The following is a 22,300-nucleotide window of genomic DNA, read 5'->3' on the forward strand; positions in this document are numbered from 1 at the left end:
GCCGGCAAAGATAACAAAAATTATTAGATTGATTTACAATAATTTAACTCTTCGCTTTAAATTTAACACTAGATTAGCAGGTTTGATTAAGACAGAATTTTCTGTAACACCTGCAAACACTGGTGTTGCGGAAAAACCACACCAAACTGCTCTTAAGAGAATATTTTTTTGATTTTTTAATAATAATTAACCCCGAAAACGTTTTATTGCTTTCGGGGTTTTATGTTTTAAAATCGGTAAATGTATCGTTATTTAATACCCATTTTGTTTACCCATGCTACATATTTTTGTCGGTTTTTAGCATGTTGAGCCCCTGTAACGGCAAACTCATGATAACCAAAATTAGTTACGCTGGCGCAAAAATAAATGTAATTATGCTGCTCTGGGTTAAGTACCGCATCTATGGCAGATATATCGGGCATAGCAATAGGTCCCGGTGGTATACCGGCATACATATAGGTATTGTATGGTGAGTCGGTTTCAAGATGTTTAAAATATACACGCTTAATAACCTGCTCATAATCGCCTGATTCCCTTTTCACAGCATAGATAACCGTAGGATCAGCCTCAAGTTTCATTCCTTTTTTCAGTCTGTTAAGGTAAACTCCCGCCACTCTTGGTCTTTCATCTGCCTTTACAGTTTCCTTGTGTACTATGGAAGCCAGCGCCGAAACTTCCAGCGGTGTAAGCCCTAAAGCTTCTGCTTTTGCAAGCCTGTCCTTATTCCAAAACTTCCTGTATTCTTTTGCCATTCTTTCGCGAAACTTATCTGGACTAACATCCCAAAAGAATTCATAAGTATTAGGAATAAACATACTTAACGCATTGTCTTCATTAAAACCGTTATCTGCTAAAAACTGCTTGTCGGTAAAAGCAGTGTATAAAGAAAGACTGTCTGGCTCTATTTGTTGTGCTATTCTCCCTACTACATCGGGTAATGTTTCCTGGTTGTTAAACGATAGCTTTACAGGTACCGGCTGGCGCAATGAGTTTATTATCTCATTACTGTTCATTCCTCTTCTAAAGAAAAACTTACCTGCCCTAACATTCCTTACATACGATTTCTTTTCGGCCACCATCCTAAAGCGCTCCATATCTTCAATATAAGGCTTTACAAGCGCTTCGACTTCTTCGTAGGTAGAATTGGTTGGCACATATACCGCTACGCTGTTTTCGGAAAAAGCAGTATTAGGCGAAAAAATATCCTTGTAAATAGAATAGGCATATATACTGGCTGCAGTAACAGCCACCAGGGAGAATATCCCTATTATTTTTCTTAGTTTCAATGTAAATAGCTTATTATTGTTTGTTTATTAACTGATACAGGGCTTCGTCTTTGTACTGGTTATTTATTTTATTCCAGTCTTTTTTAACCCCTATCTGTTTGAAGCCAAAATTAGTAAAAAGAGAAATACTTGCTGTATTATCTGTATCAATATTTGCATACAACTGGTGCAATTGCAATTTACTGAATGCATAGTTAATAAGTAAGCCTAATGCTTCCTTACCTACCCCTTTGTTTCGGTTTTCGGCATCGCGTATTATAATACCTATACCCGCCCTTTGGTTTACCGGATCAAAATCAAACAAATCGATAAGTCCTAAAGCCGTAAAGCCGTCTTTCTCACAAATGGCAAGCCTTAACTGTTTTGCCTCATAAATGTCCTGATGGGCGTTTTCAAGATACTGGCGTATTAAAAAACGACTGTATGGGGTTTGGGTATTACTTACTTCCCAAATTTCTTCATTATTCTCAATACTGTATATAAACTCAAGATCCTCTGGTTCAAGAGCCCTTAAAAATACCGTATCTCCCTGAAGTGTTACCATTCTATCTCTCCTTTAAATACAAATGTTGCAGGCCCTGTAAGGAATACATCGCTAAAATGATCTCCCTCGTGCTTAAACGAAACCTTAAGCTCACCACCTTCGGTATTAAGAGTTACTTCGTTTGCACTGGTTTTCCCTGTCACATTCATAGCTATTGCTACTGCTGTTACTCCGGTTCCGCACGAAAGTGTTTCGTCTTCCACTCCTCTTTCGTAAGTACGAACATCAAAAGTATTTTCTCCGGCAGGGCTAACAAAGTTTACGTTAGACCCCTTATCGCCATAAAGTCCGCTGTAACGAATAGACGAACCTACTTTTTTCACATCAAAAGCATCCAGCCCTTCCACAATTTCCACATGGTGTGGCGATCCTGTATCCATAAATACATAATGCTCGTATACTGATACCGAATTAACGTCTTTCATTTGCAGTGAAACAATACCTTTATCATTTACCGTTGCATAGTGCGGACCATCGGTAGCTATAAAGTTAGTTTCATCATCAATTACACCCAGCATTTTTGCAAATGCTACCAGGCACCTCCCGCCATTACCACACATAGAGCTTTCGTTTCCGTCGGAGTTATAGTACACCATACGAAAATCAACATCTTTATCGTTCTCTAATAAAATGAGACCATCGGCTCCAATGCCAAATTTGCGATCGCACAGTCTGGCAACGAGTTTGGTATCATTTTTGGGAAATAAATTATTGCGATTATCAATCATCACAAAGTCGTTACCGGTCCCTTGATATTTGTAAAAGGTGTATTGCATTTTTTACAGGTATTTTGACAAAAATACAAATATTAACGACAACAGGAAAGGCTGATTCTCGCTTATGTAACACAATAAATTTTTACCACAAAAATTAAAAAAACTGTTAAGGATTATGAAAAGAATTTCAGGTTTATTCCTTGTGGCACTTTTAAGTGGTGCCATAACCTTAGGAGCTTACAAACTGGTATTTGACAAAAATGCACCAGTTGGTTCTGAATTATCTGTAGCTCCTTCGCAAACAAATTTTGCTAAAAATGTTAATTACCTGCCGGAAACAGGCGACTTTACCGCTGCGGCAGAAAAAGCTGTACACACCGTTGTTCACGTTAAGAACGTTTCTTACAGCGAAGCTCCCTCTAACCCCTATAGTTATTTCTTTGGCTACGGGCAAAGAGAAGCACAACCACAGGTAGGTACCGGATCGGGCGTTATTATTACCGAAGACGGCTATATTGTTACCAATAACCACGTGGTTCAAAACGCGAGCGAACTGGAGGTAACTCTAAACAACAACAAATCGTACAAAGCCAAACTGGTAGGAACCGACTCTAATATGGATATTGCCCTGCTTAAAATTGATTCCGAAGAAAAACTGCCGTTTGCTACTTTCGGTAATTCAGATGATATTAAGGTGGGCGAATGGGTATTGGCTGTAGGTAATCCTTACAACCTTACCTCTACCGTTACTGCCGGTATTGTTTCGGCTAAGGCACGTAACCTTAGTAACGATGGCATACAGTCGTTTATCCAAACCGATGCTGCCGTAAACCCAGGTAACAGTGGCGGTGCACTGGTAAATACCAGAGGAGAGCTTGTAGGTATCAACACCATGATCTCGTCAATGACAGGATCGTATGTAGGGTATTCTTTCGCTGTACCTTCAAACATTACCCGTAAAATTATTGAAGATATTATGGAGTACGGTAACGTACAACGTGGTGTGCTGGGTGTAAAAGGCGGCGAACTGAACAGCTATGCTTCAAAAGAGCTTGGCGTTAGGGAAACACAGGGCTTTTACATTAATGATGTTATTAAAGATTCGGGCGCTGAAAAAGCCGGACTTAAAAAAGGTGATATTATTGTAGAGGTAGATAACCGTACTATTAACAGCTTTGCTGATTTAAATAACGCCATAGGAACTAAACGTCCTAATGACGTGGTTAATGTAGGCATTCACCGTGACGGGGAGTTACTTACTCTTCCGGTTAAGCTTTCTAAAAACGACATTAACACCTTTAAATACAATGGCCTTGAACTGGAAGATATAAGCAGTAGCGAAAAACAACAGTACAAAATAAACTATGGCGTTAAGGTTAAGGAAATTAATGACGAAAGCCTTATGCCATACTACAACGAACTTAAAGACGGAATCATTTTAAGCATTGGTAACTACAAAGCAAAAGACATTGAAACCGTTTCTAAAATTCTTTCTTCTAAAAAAGCTAACGAAAGAGTTCGTGTAGAAATGATTACCAAGAGTGGTGAACTGGTTAGGTTCTTAATTTAACTACCATCTAATTGAATAAACAAAAGCCTCTGTTTTTACAGGGGCTTTTTTATTTACTTAAATACAACCCTCACATAACACTAATCAAACACCACCTGAGTTAATTTTGGACAAACCAAAAACATGAAGAAAAAAGTACTCAGGAAAACAGAAACATTCCTTCACTTTCTAACAGCTTCCATAATACTTATTAAAGGATATGATGAGCTAACGAAACACATTTTCTTCCCTGCTTTTATACTCCTTAGTTTCGGTCTTCTGGTTTTGGTAATAATGTTATTATGGCGTCCGCTTCGAATAAAACCAAAAGAAGCACGAAGATCCTGCTACTTTATAGAAGCTCCGGCACTATTGGTAATATCTTATGTTGTTTACCTTGAAGGAAGACACACTGTTCCCTATATTTTTTTAATTGCTGCGTTTCTCTATCCGGCTATGGGTTTTATATCTTCTAAAAAATGGAAGAAAATCAACAAACAACACTTTTAGATTTTCATCATAAAAACCTAACATTTCATCATAAAAATTCACTTTTACAATAAAAGTTTAACATCATAGTTTATTTTTGCTTTAACTATTTAAAAATTACTAAACTATGATAAAAAAATATGCTGCTGCTTTATGCTGTTTTGCTGCGCTTGCTATTTGCCATAATGTAAATGCCCAAGACAAAAAAAACAGACAAAAAGCATATTTTAGAAAAACCCTACCAGCAGATGCTAACGGACACATACCGTGTGTTACAGACGAGTATGAGAACTACTTAAAGAAAAACCACCCTACCCTGCAATCGCGTGAGGAGTTTGAAATTAATATGGCTGCTAAAATTGAGGCTTCCAAAAATAATTTTCAGCTAAAAAACACCAATACAGTAATCACACTACCTGTTGTTGTACATGTTATTCATAACGGAGATGCTATTGGGACCGATGAAAACATAACTGATGATCAGGTAATTTCACAAATACAGGTACTTAACGAGGACTTCAGGAAAATGCTCGATACACCCGGTTATAACGACCATCCAGATGGTGCCGACATGGAAATTGAGTTTTGCCTGGCACAAAGAGATCCGGGAGGAAGTCCAACCACAGGTATAGAACACATAAACCTTGGCAGGGCAAGCTGGGATAACTTTGAAGATATTGATTTAGTGCTTAAAGCCGAAACCCAATGGGACCCTGAACGCTACCTTAATATATGGGTTTGTAAAATGGGAGGTGAAATGAGTGGCATTGGCGGTTATGCTTTCTATCCGGAATTATCAGGACTTGAAGGGCTTGAGGGAGCCGAAGGTTATGCCGAAATAGACGGAGTTATCCTTTCTTATCAGTGTATGGGAAGCGAAGACCTTTATCCCGAAGGTGATTATATTTATGGGCGAGATAAAGGCAGAAGTGCCACTCACGAGGTAGGACACTTTTTCGGTCTTATACATATATGGGGAAATGAAGACAGTTGTGATGCAACTGATTTTTGTGAAGATACTCCTCCGGTGATAGGACTTCACTTCTCTTGCGCAGAGGTAGACACCTGCACAGAAGACGCAAAGAATGACATGATTGAAAACCATATGGACTATACACTGGATCAGTGTAAAAATATTTTTACTAACGACCAGAAAACACGTGTATGGACCGTACTGGAAAATTCACCAAGACGTATGTCACTTGCAACCTCAAACAGCTGCGTTTATCCTGAAGATGTTGAATTTGACGGCTCTCTTAATATAGACAATATAGAAATGGCATGTTCGGGTCCGTTTAGTATTGAGCTAACATTAACCAATATAGGCAGCGCTACAATGACCGAAGCTACCATAAGCTATACTATTGACAACGGAGCAGCACAAACCTATACCTGGACAGGCGAATTAGCAACAAATGAATCTGAACAGGTCACAATAACAGGATTAAACCCAACTGCCGGTTCTCACACCCTGTTTGCCGATGTAGCTACAGTTAATGACAATGCCGATGTTTATGAATTTAACGACACCAAAGACAAAGACTTTGTTGTTACAGTTAACCAAAGCTATGAGACCGAAACCGTAACCCTTACACTGCAAAATGATATTTGGGGAAGTGAAGTAAGCTGGGAGCTTAAAAACGGAGAGGGTGATGTACTTTACAGTGGCGGACCATATGACGATACCGATGAAATGCCTGGAGCTATTATGCAGTTATTTAATGTAAACATCAACGAATGTTACCTATTTACTATTAAAGATGTATTGGGTAATGGCATTTGCTGCACATCAGGTGATGGTTACTATACCCTTACCACAGATGACAATACCGAAATTACTTCAAACGGAGATTATGGCTTCGGTGAATCTGTTGGTTTCACAATTACAGAAGAGCTTAACACAAATGATTTTACTTTACAGGTAATAGGCATATACCCTAATCCTACAAGTAACAAACTTTACATCACATCAAAGCAATCACTTGATGCTGAATATACCATATACAATAACCTTGGGCAGGCAGTTAGCAATGACAGTATTTACATAAACAGACAAACCGAAATTAACACAGGCAGCTTGAGTATGGGGATATATTTTATTAAAATAACATGGGGCGAGCAGGCCAAAACATTTAAACTAATAAAGCAATAAATACGAAAGGGACGCATTAGCACCCCTTTCTCCTTAAACATTAATCAACTATATTTATTGCTTCACCACTTTAATGGTAGATGAAGCGTCTACAGTGATCACTTTAACCATATAAGTACCGGCTGTTAATTGAGACATATCTAACTGTACCTCGTTTTGAGTGTACGATTTCTCAATTACCCTTTGCCCTACCAAATTATATACCTCTACACCTGTAATAACATTAGTGTAAGACATGTTAAGCATATTGCTTACCGGGTTAGGATAGTACTTAAATGTTCCAAAAGCAAAACTTTCATTTCCTAAAGTTACGCCTACTACAAACGGAGCACTTTCACAACCGCCTATAGTTTGTGTTATGTAATATGTTGCATCAACATCTATAACCGTATCTCCCGCAAGAGCATTTTCACCCGCAAGAGCATCTTCTTCAGAGGCATACCAGTTAACCACAGCACCTTCTTCTACTGTAACTTCAATTTCAGATAAGGTTGGATAATCTGAAGTTTCAGGATCTGTATCAAAAGACTGTTCAGCTACGCCTGTAGGTGCAGAAACCGTAGTAACTGTAACCATAACTGCACTTCTCATTTCACTTTCACAACCACCATCTGGCACTTGTGCAGCATAATAAGTAGCACCATCAACAAGAACATCTGTATCAGCAAGCATATCACCATCTTCAGCAGCATTATACCATACCACAGTATCACCTTCAGCTACTAAATCAGCCACTACTCCAGAAGAGCAGAAATTCTGTTCTGCATCAGCAACAGGCGCTTCGGTACCACAAGTAATATTTAGCAGGTAATCTTCAACTTGTCCATATCCCACTGCATCTTCACTTGAGCAAGGATCTGATGTATAAACACCATACGATTTAAACACTCTCATAAAAGTAATTCCGGTCATAGCATCAGCAGGAATAGCAATAGTACCTGTTACCTGCTGTCCGTCTTCACCTGTAGATGAATCCAAAAACCCAATCTCAAAACTTTCACCTTCATCACTAAAGTCGCCGTTATGATTAAAATCAATAAACACGGTTAAGTAATTTTCATAAGACCCATTTGTATTCCCCTCTACAACAACAGTATATTCTTCTCCTAAAGAAACTTCTCCGGGAGCCATACCTGTAAAGCTTTCCATCCCGGGGCTACTTGTATTTACTGAGGATGAGTTTTCTATACCCGCAAACTCTACATAAGTTATAGGTTCTGTTCCTCCGTCAAAATCTACATCACAGTAACACGGCATATCACTTTGAACTACCTGTACAGGAGTACTGGTTGCCGACTCATCACTATCAGTACATGTAACCACAGCACGATACCACGTAGTTTCTGTTTGTACAGTACTATAGGTTGCCATGTCACCACCTTCAGCCACATCAGTAAATGTTTCGCCATCGGTAGAATACTGCCACTGATAAGCTAAACCTAAAGCCGAATAAGCCGGAGAAAGTGATAGGTTAATATCTGCTGTATTACAAGCATAAATTGTTGAAGAAACAGCATCAGCAATAGCTGGAGCACCGGTACATGCAGGTAAATCCTGTACTACAGAAAAACTGTCTATAATAATATAGAAGTCGTTTGATGTATCTCCAATCTGAGCAAGAATTTTCACAAAAACCTCTTCCCCTTCTTCAGGAGTAAATGTTACTGTTTGAGTAGCACAATTGGCAGATTCGATATGATTATCTGTATCAATTGTATGTATTAGTGTAAAAGGTCCGGTTTCAGAAGTAGAATAATAAAATTCTATACTCCCCCAGTTGTCTGCGTTTGCTGTAGGAACTGTAGGATCTACAAAACCAGCATAATCCATAATTTTATATTCGAAAGACAGAGTTGTTTCATAACCATTTGAAACTCCCAGAGATGGTGAAACAATTTCAGCTTCTGTAAAATCAGTGTAAAGGTTTGTTACAAAAGAAACCTCTCCTTCACAGGGAACAAGACTATAATAGTCAAAATCATAACTATCCCAGTCATAAAGATAGTCTTCAAAATTGTCATTATAATCTATTTGAGCATGCGCCTTACCGGAGTAAGAGAGCATTGCAAAAAAAGAAAGAACGTAAAAAAATAGGCGTAGGTGTGTTTTCATATTAATTATTTTAATGTTAGCATTTAAATATACTACAAAAATTAATTAAAAAGTTACGAAAACCATATTATTAGCTAGTTATCGTTTATTTTTCACGATTTAACAATAATTTCTTACTAACATAAAATTATTTTTTAACTATTACTTAACACAAATCAGTAAAATACATCGTTTTCGTAACAATAGTTACAGTATAATATTTATAATTTCAATAATTGTTATGGTTTTAACTCAATTATTGATTTTTTAAAAATAAATGAAAAACATTGAAAAAAATTTTTACGAAAACGTTTGAAATATATATTTTTGCAATCAAATAACACACTAAACTATTTCTATCTTCATGAACAATAATGTTTTATACGAGAAAGAATTATCCTTCCAGGCAGACAGACGCAGGGCAGGTGTAGAATTTATTAAAATTGTTAGCGACCTTTGGTATGACAAGTCAATTGAACTGGTACTTTTTAGAAACCAACTTATTGACCGTAACGTTAGCGACATTATTAATCTTCATGAATATGCCGGAGAGTTTGTACAGAAACCAATAAATATTTTTGATTCTGTTGAGATAGCAAGAGCTATCCAGTCGTTAGACCTTCCTCCATCACGTATAGACATTGGTAAACTTACTTACGAGTACCACATTGAAGACAACAAGTATAACGATGCAAAAGCATTTGTTATAGACAAACTAAAAGACGCTAAGCAAAGTAAAAACATCCAGCCTAAAGATGTGGTTCTTTATGGTTTTGGCCGTATTGGTCGTCTTTTAGCAAGAGAAATGATGTCTAAAATAGGTAAAGGAAATCAACTTCGCCTTAGAGCCATTGTTACCAGAGATAAAAACGATGCAGTACTTTTAGAAAAGAGAGCTTCTCTTTTACGTTGTGACTCTATCCATGGTGATTTCCAGGGATCAGTTATTGCAGATCACGAAAACAACGCCCTTATCATTAACGGAACTACTGTTCACATGATTACGGCAAATGCTCCTGAAGATATTGATTATACAGAATATGGTATTGAAAATGCATTAGTGATTGATAACACAGGTGCATTTACAACCGAAGAGGCTCTAAAACGCCACTTAACATCTAAAGGAACAGATAAAGTATTATTAACTGCTCCTGGTAAAGGTGTTCCAAACATTGTATATGGTGTTAACCAAAACGAATACAACCCAGAAGAAGTAGATATTTACTCTGCCGCTTCATGTACCACTAACGCCATTACTCCTATCCTTAAAGCTGTAGAAGACACTTTAGGTGTAGTAAAAGGTCACCTTGAAACGATTCACGCTTATACTAACGACCAAAATCTTGTAGACAATATGCACAAGAAATACCGTCGTGGTAGAGCTGCTGCCCTTAACATGGTAATTACAGAAACAGGTGCAGGTAGCGCTGTTGCAAAAGCATTACCATCACTTGCAGGAAAGCTTACATCAAACGCTATTCGTGTACCGGTTCCAAACGGATCGCTTGTAGTACTTAACCTTGAGGTTGAAAAACCAACATCGGTTGAAGAAATTAACAACACTATGAAACATTATGCTCTTGAAGGACAACTTGTAGAGCAAATTAAATATTCTTTAAACAATGAACTTGTTTCGTCTGACATTGTTGGAACTTCTGCTCCTTCAATTTACGACAGCAATGCAACAATTGTATCTGCAGACGGCAAGAACGTTGTATTATATGTATGGTATGATAACGAATACGGTTACAGCCACCAGGTAATTCGCCTGGCTAAATACATAGCTCAAGTAAGGAGGTACACTTATTATTAATAGATGCGGACAGCTGCGGAAACGCAACTGGAAAAGCCGACCCAAAAGGTCGGTTTTTTTTATGCTTATACTTTTTAAAACAACCAAAAAAGGGTATAAAAAAACTCCCGTGCATAGCACGGGAGTTTTGTATTTATATCGAACCTATTGATTAAGCGTTTGAAGCCGCAGCAATAAGGTTAAGAGCAGAACCAGCTACAAACCAGCCAATTTGACCTTCGTTATAAGAGTGGTTAGCCATGATTACATCTTTAGATCCATCCTTGTGAACAACCTCAAGAGTAAGTTGCTTGTTAGGAGCAAACTCTTTAAGATCTGTAAAGTTGAAAGTATCACCTTCCTGGATTTTATCATAATCTGCCTCGTTAGCAAAAGTTAACGCAAGCATACCTTGTTTTTTAAGGTTAGTTTCGTGGATACGAGCAAATGATTTTACAAGTACCGCTCTAACACCAAGGTGTCTTGGCTCCATTGCAGCGTGCTCACGCGAAGAACCTTCACCATAGTTATGATCACCCACTACTACTGTAGGAACATCTGCCGCCTTGTAAGCACGTTGTACTGCAGGTACAGCATCATACTCACCGGTTAATTCGTTTTTAACTGAGTTTGTTTTCATATTAAAAGCATTCACAGCACCAATTAACATGTTGTTAGAAATGTTATCAAGGTGACCACGGAAACGTAACCAAGGACCAGCCATAGAAATGTGGTCTGTAGTACATTTACCAAATGCTTTAATAAGAAGTTTTGCACCGGTGATATTCTCACCATTCCATGGTTTGAACGGAGCAAGAAGCTCTAAACGCTCTGAAGTAGGGCTTACAATAACCTCTACACCACTACCGTCTTCAGAAGGAGCCTGATAACCAGGATCTTCAGCATCAAATCCTTTTGGAGGAAGCTCGTTACCTGTTGGCTCATCAAGCATTACTTCTTCACCATCTTCGTTGATTAACTTATCAGTTAACGGGTTAAATCCAAGGTCACCTGCAATAGCAAGAGCAGTTACAAGCTCTGGAGAACCAACAAATGCTAATGTGTTAGGGTTACCATCGGCACGCTTAGAGAAGTTTCTGTTAAACGAGTGAACAATAGTATTTCTTTCTTCTTTCTCAGCACCTTCACGATCCCACATACCAATACATGGTCCGCAGGCATTAGCGAATACAGTAGCACCAATTTTATCGAAAGTATCAATAAATCCGTCACGCTCTATAGTGTAGCGAACTACCTCAGAACCCGGAGTAATTGTAAACTTAGCTTTAGTTTTAAGTTTCTTTTCAGCAACCTGCTTAGCAAGAGAAGCCGAACGTGAAATATCTTCGTAAGAAGAGTTAGTACAAGAACCTATAAGTCCTACCTGCACCTGTAAAGGCCAGTCGTTTTTCTCTGCCTCTTCTCTCATTTTAGAGATAGGTGTAGCTAAATCCGGAGTAAAAGGACCGTTTAAGTGTGGTTCAAGTTCAGAAAGGTTAATTTCAATTACCTCATCAAAGTACTGCTCTGGGTTAGCATAAACCTCTGCATCAGCAGTAAGGTAATCTGCAACTGCAGCAGCTGCATCAGCAACATCAGCTCTGTTTGTAGCTCTCAGGTAACGGTCCATAGACTCATCATAACCAAATGTAGAAGTAGTGGCACCTACCTCTGCACCCATGTTACAGATAGTACCTTTACCAGTACAAGACATAGCTTTAGCACCTTCACCAAAATATTCTATAACAGCACCTGTACCACCTTTTACAGTAAGAATACCGGCAACTTTTAAGATAACGTCTTTAGGCGCAGTCCAACCAGATAATTTACCAGTTAACTTAACACCAATTAATTTAGGGAATTTAAGCTCCCATGCCATACCAGACATAACGTCTACAGCATCAGCACCACCTACACCAATAGCAAGCATACCTAAACCACCTGCATTTACAGTGTGAGAATCGGTACCAATCATCATACCTCCAGGGAATGCATAGTTTTCTAAAACAACCTGGTGAATAATACCGGCTCCCGGTTTCCAGAAACCAATACCATATTTATCTGATACAGATGATAAAAAGTCAAAAACCTCATTACTTTGCTCTTTAGCACGTTTTAAATCGGTTTTTGCATCAATTTTAGCCTGGATAAGGTGATCACAGTGTACAGTTGTTGGAACTGCCACTTTGTTTTTTCCAGCGTGCATGAACTGAAGCAAAGCCATTTGTGCAGTAGCATCCTGACAGGCAACTCTGTCTGGGGCAAAATCCACATAGTCCTTACCTCTTGCAAAAGCCTGTGAAGGCACACCTTCCCAAAGGTGGGAATATAAAATCTTTTCAGAAAGTGTAAGAGGACGACCTACAAGATCACGTGCTTTATCTACACGCTCTGCCATGTTCTCATACACCTTTTTGATCATTTCAATATCAAAAGCCATAATAAGTATATTAATGTTCGTTTGTAAAAAGTGTGTAAATTTACTGATTATTGCAGCAATTAAAAAATTTTTATTGATTGATTAATTTGCAGCAATTATTATTTATAAACATTCTATTATACTGCATATATCTCAATAAAATTAAGAAGTTAACCCAAATATTTAAGAATTCTTAATTTTTTCACTCTATATTGATAATTCCTAAAAAAACAATCCTAATCCATAAAAAAAAGCCACTCTCTGCACAGGAGAATGGCTTTTTATAAGCTAAATAAAACTTTATTAATAAGTTATAGTCAACTCGTTTTCATTAAATTTTGTTTCTGCTACGGCATATTTATAAACCATCCCTATTGCAGCTATAAATGCTATACCAAATAAAACTGCTCCCTGCGCAAGATGCATTAAAGAACCTGTTTCACGGTAGTTTTCAAAAACATTTACCATCATATACACAGAAAACAAAGTAAGCACATTACCATACACAAGTCCTAATACTTTATGCTTGTAAAAAATTTGCAAAAAGACAAGCCAGGTAATTAAAAGGGCAACATAATTATTATAACTGTTAGCATAATAATCATTAATAATCGTAAAAGCTCCTAATCCTATATAATAGAATTCAGGAAATGTTCCTAATAGTTTTTTCATAATTTATACAGATGCATCGTAAATATAAAACATATAATAAGACTATTACATATAAACTATGAAAAAATACAAACTATTTATTAACAATTCGATAACATTTTAAACTTTTTAGAGATTTTAAAACAAAACCAACTTTAAATAAAAAAGCTGTTTTTAAAACAGCTTTTTTATTATCATTTCTTCGGTAATACCTTCGGCATCTGCCTTGTAATTTTTTATAATTCTATGCCTTAAAATCCCGGTAGCAACAGCCTGCACATCTTCTATATCGGGAGAGTACTTACCGTTTAATGCTGAATGTGTTTTTGCTGCCAGTATAAGGTTTTGTGAAGCCCTTGGCCCGGCTCCCCAGTCAAGGTAATTATTTACATAATCATTTGCCATGCTACTACCCGGTCTTGTTTTACCTACCAGTCGAACGGCATACTCAATAACATTATCTGCCACAGGTATCCTCCTGATAAGGTGTTGGAAATCTAAAATTTCCTGAGCGGTAAATAATGCATTTATTTGTTGTGTAGTATCTGTTGTAGTACTCTTTACCACCTGAACCTCTTCTTCAAAAGTAGGATAGTCCAGTTTTATGGCAAACATAAAACGATCCAACTGCGCTTCAGGCAACGGATAGGTTCCCTCCTGCTCAATTGGGTTTTGGGTTGCCAGTACAAAATAAGGCAGTGACAGTTTGTAATGCTGTCCTGCAACAGTAACCGCTTTCTCCTGCATTGCTTCTAACAGGGCTGCCTGAGTTTTAGGCGGTGTACGGTTTATCTCATCGGCTAATATAATATTAGAGAAAATAGGACCTTTTATAAATTTAAACTGCCTGTTTTCATCTAGTATTTCACTTCCTAAAATGTCTGACGGCATTAAATCGGGCGTAAACTGTATACGTTTAAACTCTAACCCTAAAGCTTGGGAAATTGTATTAACCATAAGGGTTTTTGCCAACCCCGGCACCCCTACTAAAAGAGCATGACCTCCGGCAAAAACACTAAGTACAATTTGGTTAACTACCTCTTCCTGGCCTACAATTATTTTTGCAATTTCTTTTTTTAGTTCAGCTTGTTTCTGAACTAAATTTTGTATCGCTGCTACGTCTGACATAATTGGTTAATGGTTTCTAATTAAAAACAGGAACTCCCTTACTCCAAACTTAAAAATATTTTTAAAGCAAACCTAAAATTCCCACAGAATAAGACTACTTATTTTTTAACCCAGTTATTTGTAAAATTACAGCTTTGATACTCTTTAGCTATTTTTATGTAGGTTTCCTTAATTTTTTCTTCAGACCACTCTCCAATTATCTTAATTTGTTTTTCCTTAAGGGCAAGCTCCTTAATTTTAAGATAATCCTGAGCAAAATCGGCTCTGTGGTCCGGGTAACGTGTAGCAACAGTCATTATTTTGAACACCTTACCCGTTCTCGGATCATCTTCAAGTAGTGGCTGAGTTATTTCACCTTCTTTTAAATCGTATACTGCACTGTAAAGCTCTGACGGAAGTTTAGTAAGTTCAAAACGTGTTTCAAGCGTTCTTGGATTCATTAAAAGTCCGCCACTGTTTCTTGTTTCTTTTTCGTCTGACTCCGACTTTGCTGCATCAGCAAACGTAATTTCGCCGCTTAAAATTCTTTCTCTTATATTCTCAATTTTCTTTTTTGCAGCCGCTTCAGATTCCTTAGAAACCTTAGGCTTCATAAGAATATGTCTTACATCAATTTCCTGACCTCTAATTTTCTCAACATAGATAAGGTGGTAGCCAAATTCAGTTTCTACCGGATCTGATATTTCTCCTTCATCTAAACTAAAAGCAGCATCTTTAAACTCTTTTACAAAAGCTGTTTTTCTGGTCATTTTATAAAAACCTCCCGATGATCTTGATCCCGGGTCTTCAGAGTAAAGTACAGCCTTACTGTAAAAACTTGAGCCAGCTTCAACCTCGCTCTTTATTTCTTTTAAGCGATTTATTACCTTTTGTTTTTCCTCCTGAGATATTTCGGGCTTTACAACGATTTGAGCAATTTCAACTTCGGCACCAAACTGAGGTATTTCATCACCTTTAAACTTAGAGAAAAATATTTTAACTTCTTCCGGAGTAACCTCTACCTCATCAATAATTTTTTTCTGCATTTGCTCTGTAAGCTTCTGATTTTTAATCATTTCAAAAAGCTCTTCCTTAAACGATGTTAAGTCTCTCTTTTTAAAATATTCAACCATACGCTGCTCAGAACCTAACTGATCAACAAAATAATCTATTTGTTGCTGCATTCTTTCATTAACCTCAATATCGCTCACAATAATACTATCCTGTATAGCATGGTGAGCATATAACTTATCTTCCATAAGTTTACCCAGTAATTCACAACGGGTAATATCTTTAACCGGTACCTCCTGTGCCTGAAGCTCCTTATACATCATGTCGATATCAGAATCCAGTACTACAAAATCACCAACAACAGCTACAATACCATCTACCTTTAACTTACCTGTTGGGGCTTTTGGTTTTACTGTATCCTGCACCGGCTCGTCATTAATTATTTCCTGAGCACTCACACTCCCAAAAACCATACAGCTGGTTACAAGAAATAAAGCCAGTTTGCTATTTATAAATTTCATAGTCTTTATTTTTAATCGCATCATCCGTTATATCTTTTTCGAATTTCTTTATTAACTCAAACTTCCTACCGTTTATTATAAGCTGTTCTAATGTTGGCTTAATATATTCGTAGGGAGAAATTTCATTTTTGCCTAACACCTTAGACACTTTCACCAAATACACATCTGTAGAATCAGGATACTGATACGATATATTACTACTTATATAGGTATCCCTGTTCTCCGGATTGATAAAAGGCAGCTTTCTGTACACCTGATTCATATCCACCCAGGTTGTATCATTAAAAGCATAACTCTTAAACTGTATAGCTATATCACTTAACGCTTTTACATCTGTTTTCTTATCACTGGAAAACTTTTCCTTTATCGATGCAAATTTAGGATGATCTTTTAATAAGTGTATATATTTAAGTTTAACAAGTGTACCTGTAGTTCTGAAATTTTCCTTATTAACATCATAATAAGCCTTAAGCTCAGTATCACCCACTACAGTATCTACACTTCGTTTTACCAGTTCTTCAATATAAGCCTTGGTGTATAAATCTATTTTGTACTGCCTTACCAGTTCGTTAAATTCTTCCTGTTTTTCTGCACTAAGGTTAAGTTCTGCCGCATTATAAAGTAGTTTTTGGGTAGCCCACCTGTCAATATAACTTTTAACTATTGCTAAACTGTCTTCTTTTGAAGTTCCGGCAGGCACCAGTTTACTTATTTCTTCTTCAAACAAATAAGAATCGTTAACCCTTGCAACAGCATGTGGCTTTACCTCTTTTTTAAAATAGTTACAGGATACGGCTAACCCTGCCAGTAAAAACAGTACTACTTTTTTAATCATTACCGGTTAAGCTGTTTTTTAACTTTTTCAAAAACATCATTATTTACCTTAACAGTAAATTCTTTTTTAAGAGTATCTATCCATGTACTTTCAAGATATTGCTGATAATCGTTTACCACACGTCCTCTACACTCATCAAGCGATTTAGTTGCTGCCGGTAAAACTTTATTCACATTAATAACATAATAGTAATCTCCTTTGTTAACAACATCACTTATCCCTGTTTCCCATTTATCAAGAACAGGCAACATTTCATCATCCTGAGCAAACACGCCCGATCTTTCTATGACATTTATTTTACCATTGGTATTAAGTTCTTCTTTTACAGAAGCAATATCTTTACCTTTTTTAAGAAGCTTCCTTGCTTTTTCGATTATCTTTTTATCTGTAGAAGAGATAACCTCTGCATCAACTCTTTTACCCCATCTATACTCATTAAGGTGGGCGTTATAATAGTTTTTAAGACCTATAGTATCTTGTTTTGCCTTATCCCATATCTCTTTCTCCATTAAATCAAACAGCAACAACCCATCTTTATATTCCTGCATTACGCCTGCAAATTCCGGAAATTCATTTTCCAGGTTTTTATCATAATACTCGTTTAACTTTTCATTACAGAATTTCTCATATAAAATAGGTACAAGTCTGTTAAGCGGTTTGGCTTTTACCCCTCCCTTTTGTTCTTTATTAATATACTCAAGGAAGTCCCATGCTTTTATCTCTTCATCATTATTTATTGTTAATAATGTTTTATTAAAGCTATCAGCACTTTCCGGTAGTTTCCATGAAGCAGTATAATAAGAGTCGTTTACTGCTGTAAGTACCTTAGAATACATTTTCTTATCGGTATCCATAGGATATTTTTTCTTAAGTTTTTCTGTCATAGCTTCAGCAATAACAGATGAACGATCATCTTTAGCTACCCTTCCTTCTAAATCTTCTTTAACCTCTTCAAAAGACTGTAACTGATGTTTTTTAACCAGCTTTACAATATGCCATCCATACTCCGTTTCAAAAGGCTCAGTATAATCACCTGATTTCTTTAAAGCAAATGCTCTGTTCTCAAACTCTTCAGAGCTTAATGACCCCGAACTGAATTTTTCAAGTAAACCTCCTTTTGATGCACTGTAACCATCTTGAGAAAACTGTTTAGCTAACTCACCAAAGTCTTCACCTTGTTTTAGCTTTTGATATATTTCCTCAATACGGTTTTTTAATTTTGCGTTATCTTCATCAGATGTATCTTTTGACTTAATAAGCATAATGTGGGCTACAGTAATATCTCCTCTGTTTTCCCTTACATCTTCTACTTTTATAATATGGTAACCAAAACGGCTTCTAACCGGTTTAGACACCTCTCCCTTAGGAGTAGTGAAAGCTCCTGTTTCAAACGGATAAACCATCCTGAAAGCTGAGAAATAACCTAATTCTCCATTATTTTCTTTAGCCGATTTATCTTCAGAATACTGTTGAGCCAGTTTACCAAAATCTTCACCAGCAAGAGCCTTTGCCCTTACCTCAATTGCTTTATTGTATACCCTTAAAGTATCTGCCGGCGATGCATTTTCATCCAGCAAAAATAAAATATGCGCTGCTTTTACTTCTTTTTGAAGCCTGTTATAAGCCTCCTCTACCAGCTCATCTGTCACTTCCTTATCTAGATGATAATTTTTAGAAAGCTGCTGACGGTAGTTTTTTAGCTCCAACTGATACTTTTTATTATCCTGAAGTCCCAGTTCATAAGCCCTGTTTACTTTAAGCTTATAGCCAATAAAAAGATTAAGGTAGTTGTCTAAGTCTTTTTGCGAGTCGTCTTTTACTAAATCAAGGTTTTTATTATAAACCCTCACAAACTCGTCTGTATAATAAGGATTTTCATTAACGGTAAATAACACCTCTTTTTTTGTTTGTTGGGCAAACGAAAGTGCCGATACACACAATGAAATCCCCAGAAGAACCTTTTTTAATTTCATTATTAAATAGTTTGTAACACTGTAATACGGTTAAGTAAACGTAACAGAGATAAAAAAATTATACCTCGTTGCTTTTTTGCAACCAACAAAAATAACAATTCGCGAACATTTAACAACATTATTTGTGTTAATCCGCTAAAAACAAACAAGGGCACCCCACATAAGGGTGCCCTGCCATCAAAATCAACTTAAACAACTTAAGCTAAAATCACTTCTTCACTATAATAAAATCTGACCTTCTGTTTATTGCGTGTTCCTCTTCAGAACACTTCACTCCATTACTGCATTTATTTCTAAGCTGCGACTCACCATATCCTTTCACACTCTCAATTCTTGACGGATCGATACCATGCTGAGTAATATATTTGTAAGTAGACTGCGCCCTGTTTTCAGACAGCGTCATGTTATAAGAGTCCTTACCTCTTGAATCTGTATGCGACTCAATCTTAATAATAATTGCAGGGAAGTTTTTCATAATGTAAACCACTTTATCAAGCTCTTCAGCCGCCTGTGGGGTAATATCCCATTTGTCATAGTCAAAGTAAATAGGATTAATATCTACCTTCTCAACGTCGTCTTCTTTCTTAACAAGATCTTCATAATTGTTAAGCTCAAAGTTTACATCTTTTGTTTCATGGTTAGGCGTTTTATCTGTTTCCAGTTCTTTTTCAGCCTTAGTATGGTTAAGCTTTGAGGCTTCTACCTTGATTTTTGAACCACACGGAACCTCAACACTATACGTGCCGTCTTCTTTGGTTTTAGCCGATGCTATTTCATCACCAAACTCATCATACACCTTAATATCTGCCTGATTGATTGGTACTTTATATTTAGCATTAGTCACAATACCCGATACCGTTTGTATACAAACCGGTTCCTGTCTTGTAAAATAATAAATATCGTCATCCCCCATACCGCCTTTACGGCTGGAAGAAAAATATCCGTATTTTTTATCCTTATCAATAATAAAGGCAAAGTCATCCACATTACTGTTTACCTGATTTCCCAGATTTTTAGGTGCTTCAAATTCGGCCCGGCCTGTCATTTTACTTTCAAACACATCCAGACCTCCAAGTCCGTAATGTCCGTCTGAAGAGAAATATAAAATACTATCGTTAATAAATGGGAACATTTCCCTTCCACTGGTATTTATTTTATCTCCAAGGTTTTTAGGCTCCCCCAGTTTCCCATCGTCAAAAATCTGGGCTACATAAATATCGGCATCACCATAACCGCCCGGCATATCTGACACGAAAAACAACCATTTACCATCGGCACTTACCGCAGGATGACCTACCGAGTACTTTTTATCATCAAAAGGAAGTTTTTCGGTTGCAGAGAGCTTCTCACCCTCTATAGTTCCTTTAATTATCTCAAAGTTACCTGTACCCTCATCATCTGTGATTAGTTTATCATTAGGTTTAACAATATTTGCCGAATAGTAAACTGTTTTCAAATCGGGCATAAACGATATGGTAGCGTTGTGATACTGTGTTTGCTCTTTAGGCAGGAACTTCTGGATATTAAACAGAGAACCGTCTTCGGCATTCCTGTCGGCTACATAAAGTTCAAGGTAAGGCTGTTCATTCCACGAATAGGTTTTCCCTCCTACTTTTGTGGTATCTCTACTGGATGAAAACACAATTTGGCTACCGTAAAATGCCGTACCAAAATCAGCTTTATCACTATTAGAACTCAAATTACTTACCGTATAATTAGACGGCTGACCGTTAATGCTGTCAAGGTATTTTCTTTGACTGATAAACCTATCAATCATAGCCTGATTACCTTTTTGCTCCAGTCTTTTCTTTAACAGTTCATCTGCTTTTTTATAATCTTCGGTAGCTCTTAGGGTTTGTATATACCTGTTAAAGTGGGTATCATCCATATTATCATCTAAAACAGTATAAAGTTTGGTGTACCACCTTAAGGCACTACCGTTATTACCTGTATAGTAATAGGCATCAGCAACATTCATTATGGTTTGGGTACCGGGAGCAGATTCTTCCTTAAGATATTTCTCATAAGCTTTCGCTGCTTCCACATAAGCCAGATCTTCAAAAAGCCTGTCGGCCTTTTTAAGCTCTCTCTGTTGTGCAAATCCTGATGCTATGCAAAATAGTAAACTGTATAAAAATAGTTTTCTCATCATAATCTTTATCTTTTAGAAAAATCTTGGAGATTTAACACGTTTGTTTTTAGGTAATACATCAAATCGTAGTATTACTTCGTGAGATCCGTCGTTGTACTTATTAAAATCGGTTACGGTATAATCATACGAATATCCTGCAAAAATCCCTCTTGTAATCTGGAAGCCCACAAGTGCACTTACCGAGTCGTCCCATCTGTATGAAGCTCCTAAAGTCAGTTTTTCATACAGTAAGAAGTTAGCCGAAACATCTACCGTTAGAGGTGCTCCTGAAACCACCTTACCTAAAACAGCCGGTTTGAATTTTAAATTCTCTGAAAGGTCAAACACATAACCACCCATTACATAATAGTGGAGCCTGTCTGACACGGTTGACTCCTGAACATCATCATAATAATCAGACCTAATAAAACTTGGTACAGAAAGCCCTGCATAAAACTTCTCGGTATAATAATAAACCCCTGCACCAATGGTAGGCGTTGCTTTATTATTAATATTACTATTAAGTAACGGGTCGTTATCCTGATAGTAAATACCCTTAGACCAGTCAATATCCATTAGCCTTACACCTGCTTTTAACCCGAATGAAAGGTTAGCATCATACCCCACAGGGATAATGTAGGCAAAATTAGCATTGGCAAAAAACTCCTGAGAAGGCCCCAGTTTATCATTCACAACGCTTAAACCCAAGCCCATCCTTTCGTTAAAAACCGGAGAATGTAATGTAAACGCCTGTGTTGTAGGAGCACCATCCAACCCTACCCACTGTGAGCGGTGCTGTAATACTCCCTGAAAATGCCCTACTGTACCCGTATAAGCCGGATTAACAGTTAGCGTATTATACATGTACTGGGTATATTGAGCTTCCTGTTGTGCGTTTACAGCAAACGCCGTGAAGAGCAGCCCGAACAGGAAATGTCTTTTTATAAATTTTGGTGTGATTTTCATACTTAAATATATTTTGTTAATTGATAATTGAGAGTGGCAGCGGCGCTGCCACTCTTTTTATCTAAAC

Annotated in this window: 16 protein-coding genes; 4 read left to right on the forward strand and 12 right to left on the reverse strand. The window is 37.2% G+C overall.

Annotated features, from left to right (window positions below; all coding sequences use genetic code 11):
- Positions 1-248: 248 nt before the first annotated feature.
- The 3 genes from mltG to dapF are packed head-to-tail and all read right to left on the reverse strand — an operon-like array spanning position 249 to position 2,606.
- Positions 249-1,286, reverse strand: a complete 1,038-nt coding sequence (gene mltG, locus GN157_RS10675; protein ID WP_157483382.1) for an endolytic transglycosylase MltG — start codon at positions 1,284-1,286, stop codon at positions 249-251.
- 13 nt (positions 1,287-1,299) lie between these two features.
- Complete coding sequence (locus tag GN157_RS10680) at positions 1,300-1,830, reverse strand: GNAT family N-acetyltransferase (RefSeq protein WP_157483383.1); 531 nt, start codon at positions 1,828-1,830, stop codon at positions 1,300-1,302.
- A complete protein-coding gene (gene dapF / locus GN157_RS10685; protein WP_157483384.1) occupies positions 1,824-2,606 on the reverse strand; it encodes a diaminopimelate epimerase in 783 nt (260 codons plus the stop codon). The genes GN157_RS10680 and dapF overlap by 7 nt, the downstream gene beginning before the upstream one ends.
- Positions 2,607-2,721: 115 nt before the next feature.
- On the opposite strand from dapF, the gene GN157_RS10690 reads away from it, so the two are divergent.
- The 3 genes from GN157_RS10690 (at position 2,722) to GN157_RS10700 (ending at position 6,736) form a co-directional block, all read left to right on the forward strand.
- Entirely contained in the window at positions 2,722-4,116 is a 1,395-nt protein-coding gene (locus GN157_RS10690) for a Do family serine endopeptidase (RefSeq protein WP_157483385.1), read from the forward strand.
- Positions 4,117-4,239: 123 nt separating this feature from the next.
- Complete coding sequence (locus GN157_RS10695; protein WP_157483386.1) at positions 4,240-4,605, forward strand: hypothetical protein; 366 nt, start codon at positions 4,240-4,242, stop codon at positions 4,603-4,605.
- 106 nt (positions 4,606-4,711) lie between these two features.
- Entirely contained in the window at positions 4,712-6,736 is a 2,025-nt protein-coding gene (locus GN157_RS10700) for a M43 family zinc metalloprotease (RefSeq protein WP_157483387.1), read from the forward strand.
- 54 nt (positions 6,737-6,790) lie between these two features.
- Here GN157_RS10700 and GN157_RS10705 read toward each other — a convergent pair whose 3' ends face one another.
- On the reverse strand, positions 6,791-8,848 hold the full coding sequence (locus GN157_RS10705) for a GEVED domain-containing protein (RefSeq protein ID WP_157483388.1): 2,058 nt from the start codon (positions 8,846-8,848) through the stop codon (positions 6,791-6,793).
- A 343-nt stretch (positions 8,849-9,191) separates the two neighbouring features.
- Here GN157_RS10705 and GN157_RS10710 point away from each other — a divergent pair, with 343 nt between their 5' ends.
- Positions 9,192-10,640 (forward strand): glyceraldehyde-3-phosphate dehydrogenase, encoded by a 1,449-nt coding sequence (locus GN157_RS10710; protein WP_157483389.1) that lies wholly within the window; start codon positions 9,192-9,194, stop codon positions 10,638-10,640.
- Between the two features lie 151 nt (positions 10,641-10,791).
- Here GN157_RS10710 and GN157_RS10715 read toward each other — a convergent pair whose 3' ends face one another.
- From GN157_RS10715 to GN157_RS10750, 8 genes are all read right to left on the reverse strand, one after another.
- The gene (locus GN157_RS10715) at positions 10,792-13,059 is read right to left on the reverse strand and encodes an aconitate hydratase (protein ID WP_157483390.1); all 2,268 of its coding nucleotides are present in this window, start codon (positions 13,057-13,059) and stop codon (positions 10,792-10,794) included.
- Between the two features lie 282 nt (positions 13,060-13,341).
- Positions 13,342-13,710 (reverse strand): hypothetical protein, encoded by a 369-nt coding sequence (locus tag GN157_RS10720; protein ID WP_157483391.1) that lies wholly within the window; start codon positions 13,708-13,710, stop codon positions 13,342-13,344.
- 153 nt (positions 13,711-13,863) lie between these two features.
- The gene (locus GN157_RS10725) at positions 13,864-14,817 is read right to left on the reverse strand and encodes an AAA family ATPase (protein ID WP_157483392.1); all 954 of its coding nucleotides are present in this window, start codon (positions 14,815-14,817) and stop codon (positions 13,864-13,866) included.
- 98 nt (positions 14,818-14,915) lie between these two features.
- Complete coding sequence (locus GN157_RS10730) at positions 14,916-16,328, reverse strand: peptidylprolyl isomerase (RefSeq protein WP_157483393.1); 1,413 nt, start codon at positions 16,326-16,328, stop codon at positions 14,916-14,918.
- Complete coding sequence (locus tag GN157_RS10735; protein WP_157483394.1) at positions 16,312-17,163, reverse strand: hypothetical protein; 852 nt, start codon at positions 17,161-17,163, stop codon at positions 16,312-16,314. Before GN157_RS10735 ends, GN157_RS10730 begins: the two co-directional genes overlap by 17 nt.
- A complete protein-coding gene (locus GN157_RS10740; RefSeq protein ID WP_157483395.1) occupies positions 17,163-19,136 on the reverse strand; it encodes a peptidylprolyl isomerase in 1,974 nt (657 codons plus the stop codon). The genes GN157_RS10735 and GN157_RS10740 overlap by 1 nt, the downstream gene beginning before the upstream one ends.
- A gap of 208 nt (positions 19,137-19,344) precedes the next feature.
- Positions 19,345-21,288, reverse strand: a complete 1,944-nt coding sequence (locus tag GN157_RS10745) for an OmpA family protein (RefSeq protein ID WP_231749118.1) — start codon at positions 21,286-21,288, stop codon at positions 19,345-19,347.
- Positions 21,289-21,300: 12 nt separating this feature from the next.
- The gene (locus GN157_RS10750) at positions 21,301-22,233 is read right to left on the reverse strand and encodes a PorP/SprF family type IX secretion system membrane protein (RefSeq protein ID WP_157483396.1); all 933 of its coding nucleotides are present in this window, start codon (positions 22,231-22,233) and stop codon (positions 21,301-21,303) included.
- Between the last annotated feature and the right edge of the window lie 67 nt (positions 22,234-22,300).

Origin of the sequence: Flavobacterium rakeshii (assembly GCF_009741375.1) — a bacterium.
GTDB lineage: Bacteria > Bacteroidota > Bacteroidia > Flavobacteriales > Flavobacteriaceae > Flavobacterium > Flavobacterium rakeshii.

What these genes read in the sequence shown, in the direction of transcription:
- GN157_RS10730 (WP_157483393.1), bottom strand. Translation starts at nt 16,328, where the DNA reads ATGAAATTTATAAATAGCAAACTGGCTTTATTTCTTGTAACCAGCTGT.
- GN157_RS10725 (WP_157483392.1), bottom strand. Translation starts at nt 14,817, where the DNA reads ATGTCAGACGTAGCAGCGATACAAAATTTAGTTCAGAAACAAGCTGAA.
- GN157_RS10680 (WP_157483383.1), bottom strand. Translation starts at nt 1,830, where the DNA reads ATGGTAACACTTCAGGGAGATACGGTATTTTTAAGGGCTCTTGAACCA.
- GN157_RS10735 (WP_157483394.1), bottom strand. Translation starts at nt 17,163, where the DNA reads ATGATTAAAAAAGTAGTACTGTTTTTACTGGCAGGGTTAGCCGTATCC.
- GN157_RS10745 (WP_231749118.1), bottom strand. Translation starts at nt 21,288, where the DNA reads ATGATGAGAAAACTATTTTTATACAGTTTACTATTTTGCATAGCATCA.
- GN157_RS10740 (WP_157483395.1), bottom strand. Translation starts at nt 19,136, where the DNA reads ATGAAATTAAAAAAGGTTCTTCTGGGGATTTCATTGTGTGTATCGGCA.
- GN157_RS10705 (WP_157483388.1), bottom strand. Translation starts at nt 8,848, where the DNA reads ATGAAAACACACCTACGCCTATTTTTTTACGTTCTTTCTTTTTTTGCA.
- GN157_RS10715 (WP_157483390.1), bottom strand. Translation starts at nt 13,059, where the DNA reads ATGGCTTTTGATATTGAAATGATCAAAAAGGTGTATGAGAACATGGCA.
- GN157_RS10720 (WP_157483391.1), bottom strand. Translation starts at nt 13,710, where the DNA reads ATGAAAAAACTATTAGGAACATTTCCTGAATTCTATTATATAGGATTA.
- GN157_RS10700 (WP_157483387.1), top strand. Translation starts at nt 4,712, where the DNA reads ATGATAAAAAAATATGCTGCTGCTTTATGCTGTTTTGCTGCGCTTGCT.
- dapF (WP_157483384.1), bottom strand. Translation starts at nt 2,606, where the DNA reads ATGCAATACACCTTTTACAAATATCAAGGGACCGGTAACGACTTTGTG.
- GN157_RS10695 (WP_157483386.1), top strand. Translation starts at nt 4,240, where the DNA reads ATGAAGAAAAAAGTACTCAGGAAAACAGAAACATTCCTTCACTTTCTA.
- GN157_RS10690 (WP_157483385.1), top strand. Translation starts at nt 2,722, where the DNA reads ATGAAAAGAATTTCAGGTTTATTCCTTGTGGCACTTTTAAGTGGTGCC.
- GN157_RS10750 (WP_157483396.1), bottom strand. Translation starts at nt 22,233, where the DNA reads ATGAAAATCACACCAAAATTTATAAAAAGACATTTCCTGTTCGGGCTG.
- GN157_RS10710 (WP_157483389.1), top strand. Translation starts at nt 9,192, where the DNA reads ATGAACAATAATGTTTTATACGAGAAAGAATTATCCTTCCAGGCAGAC.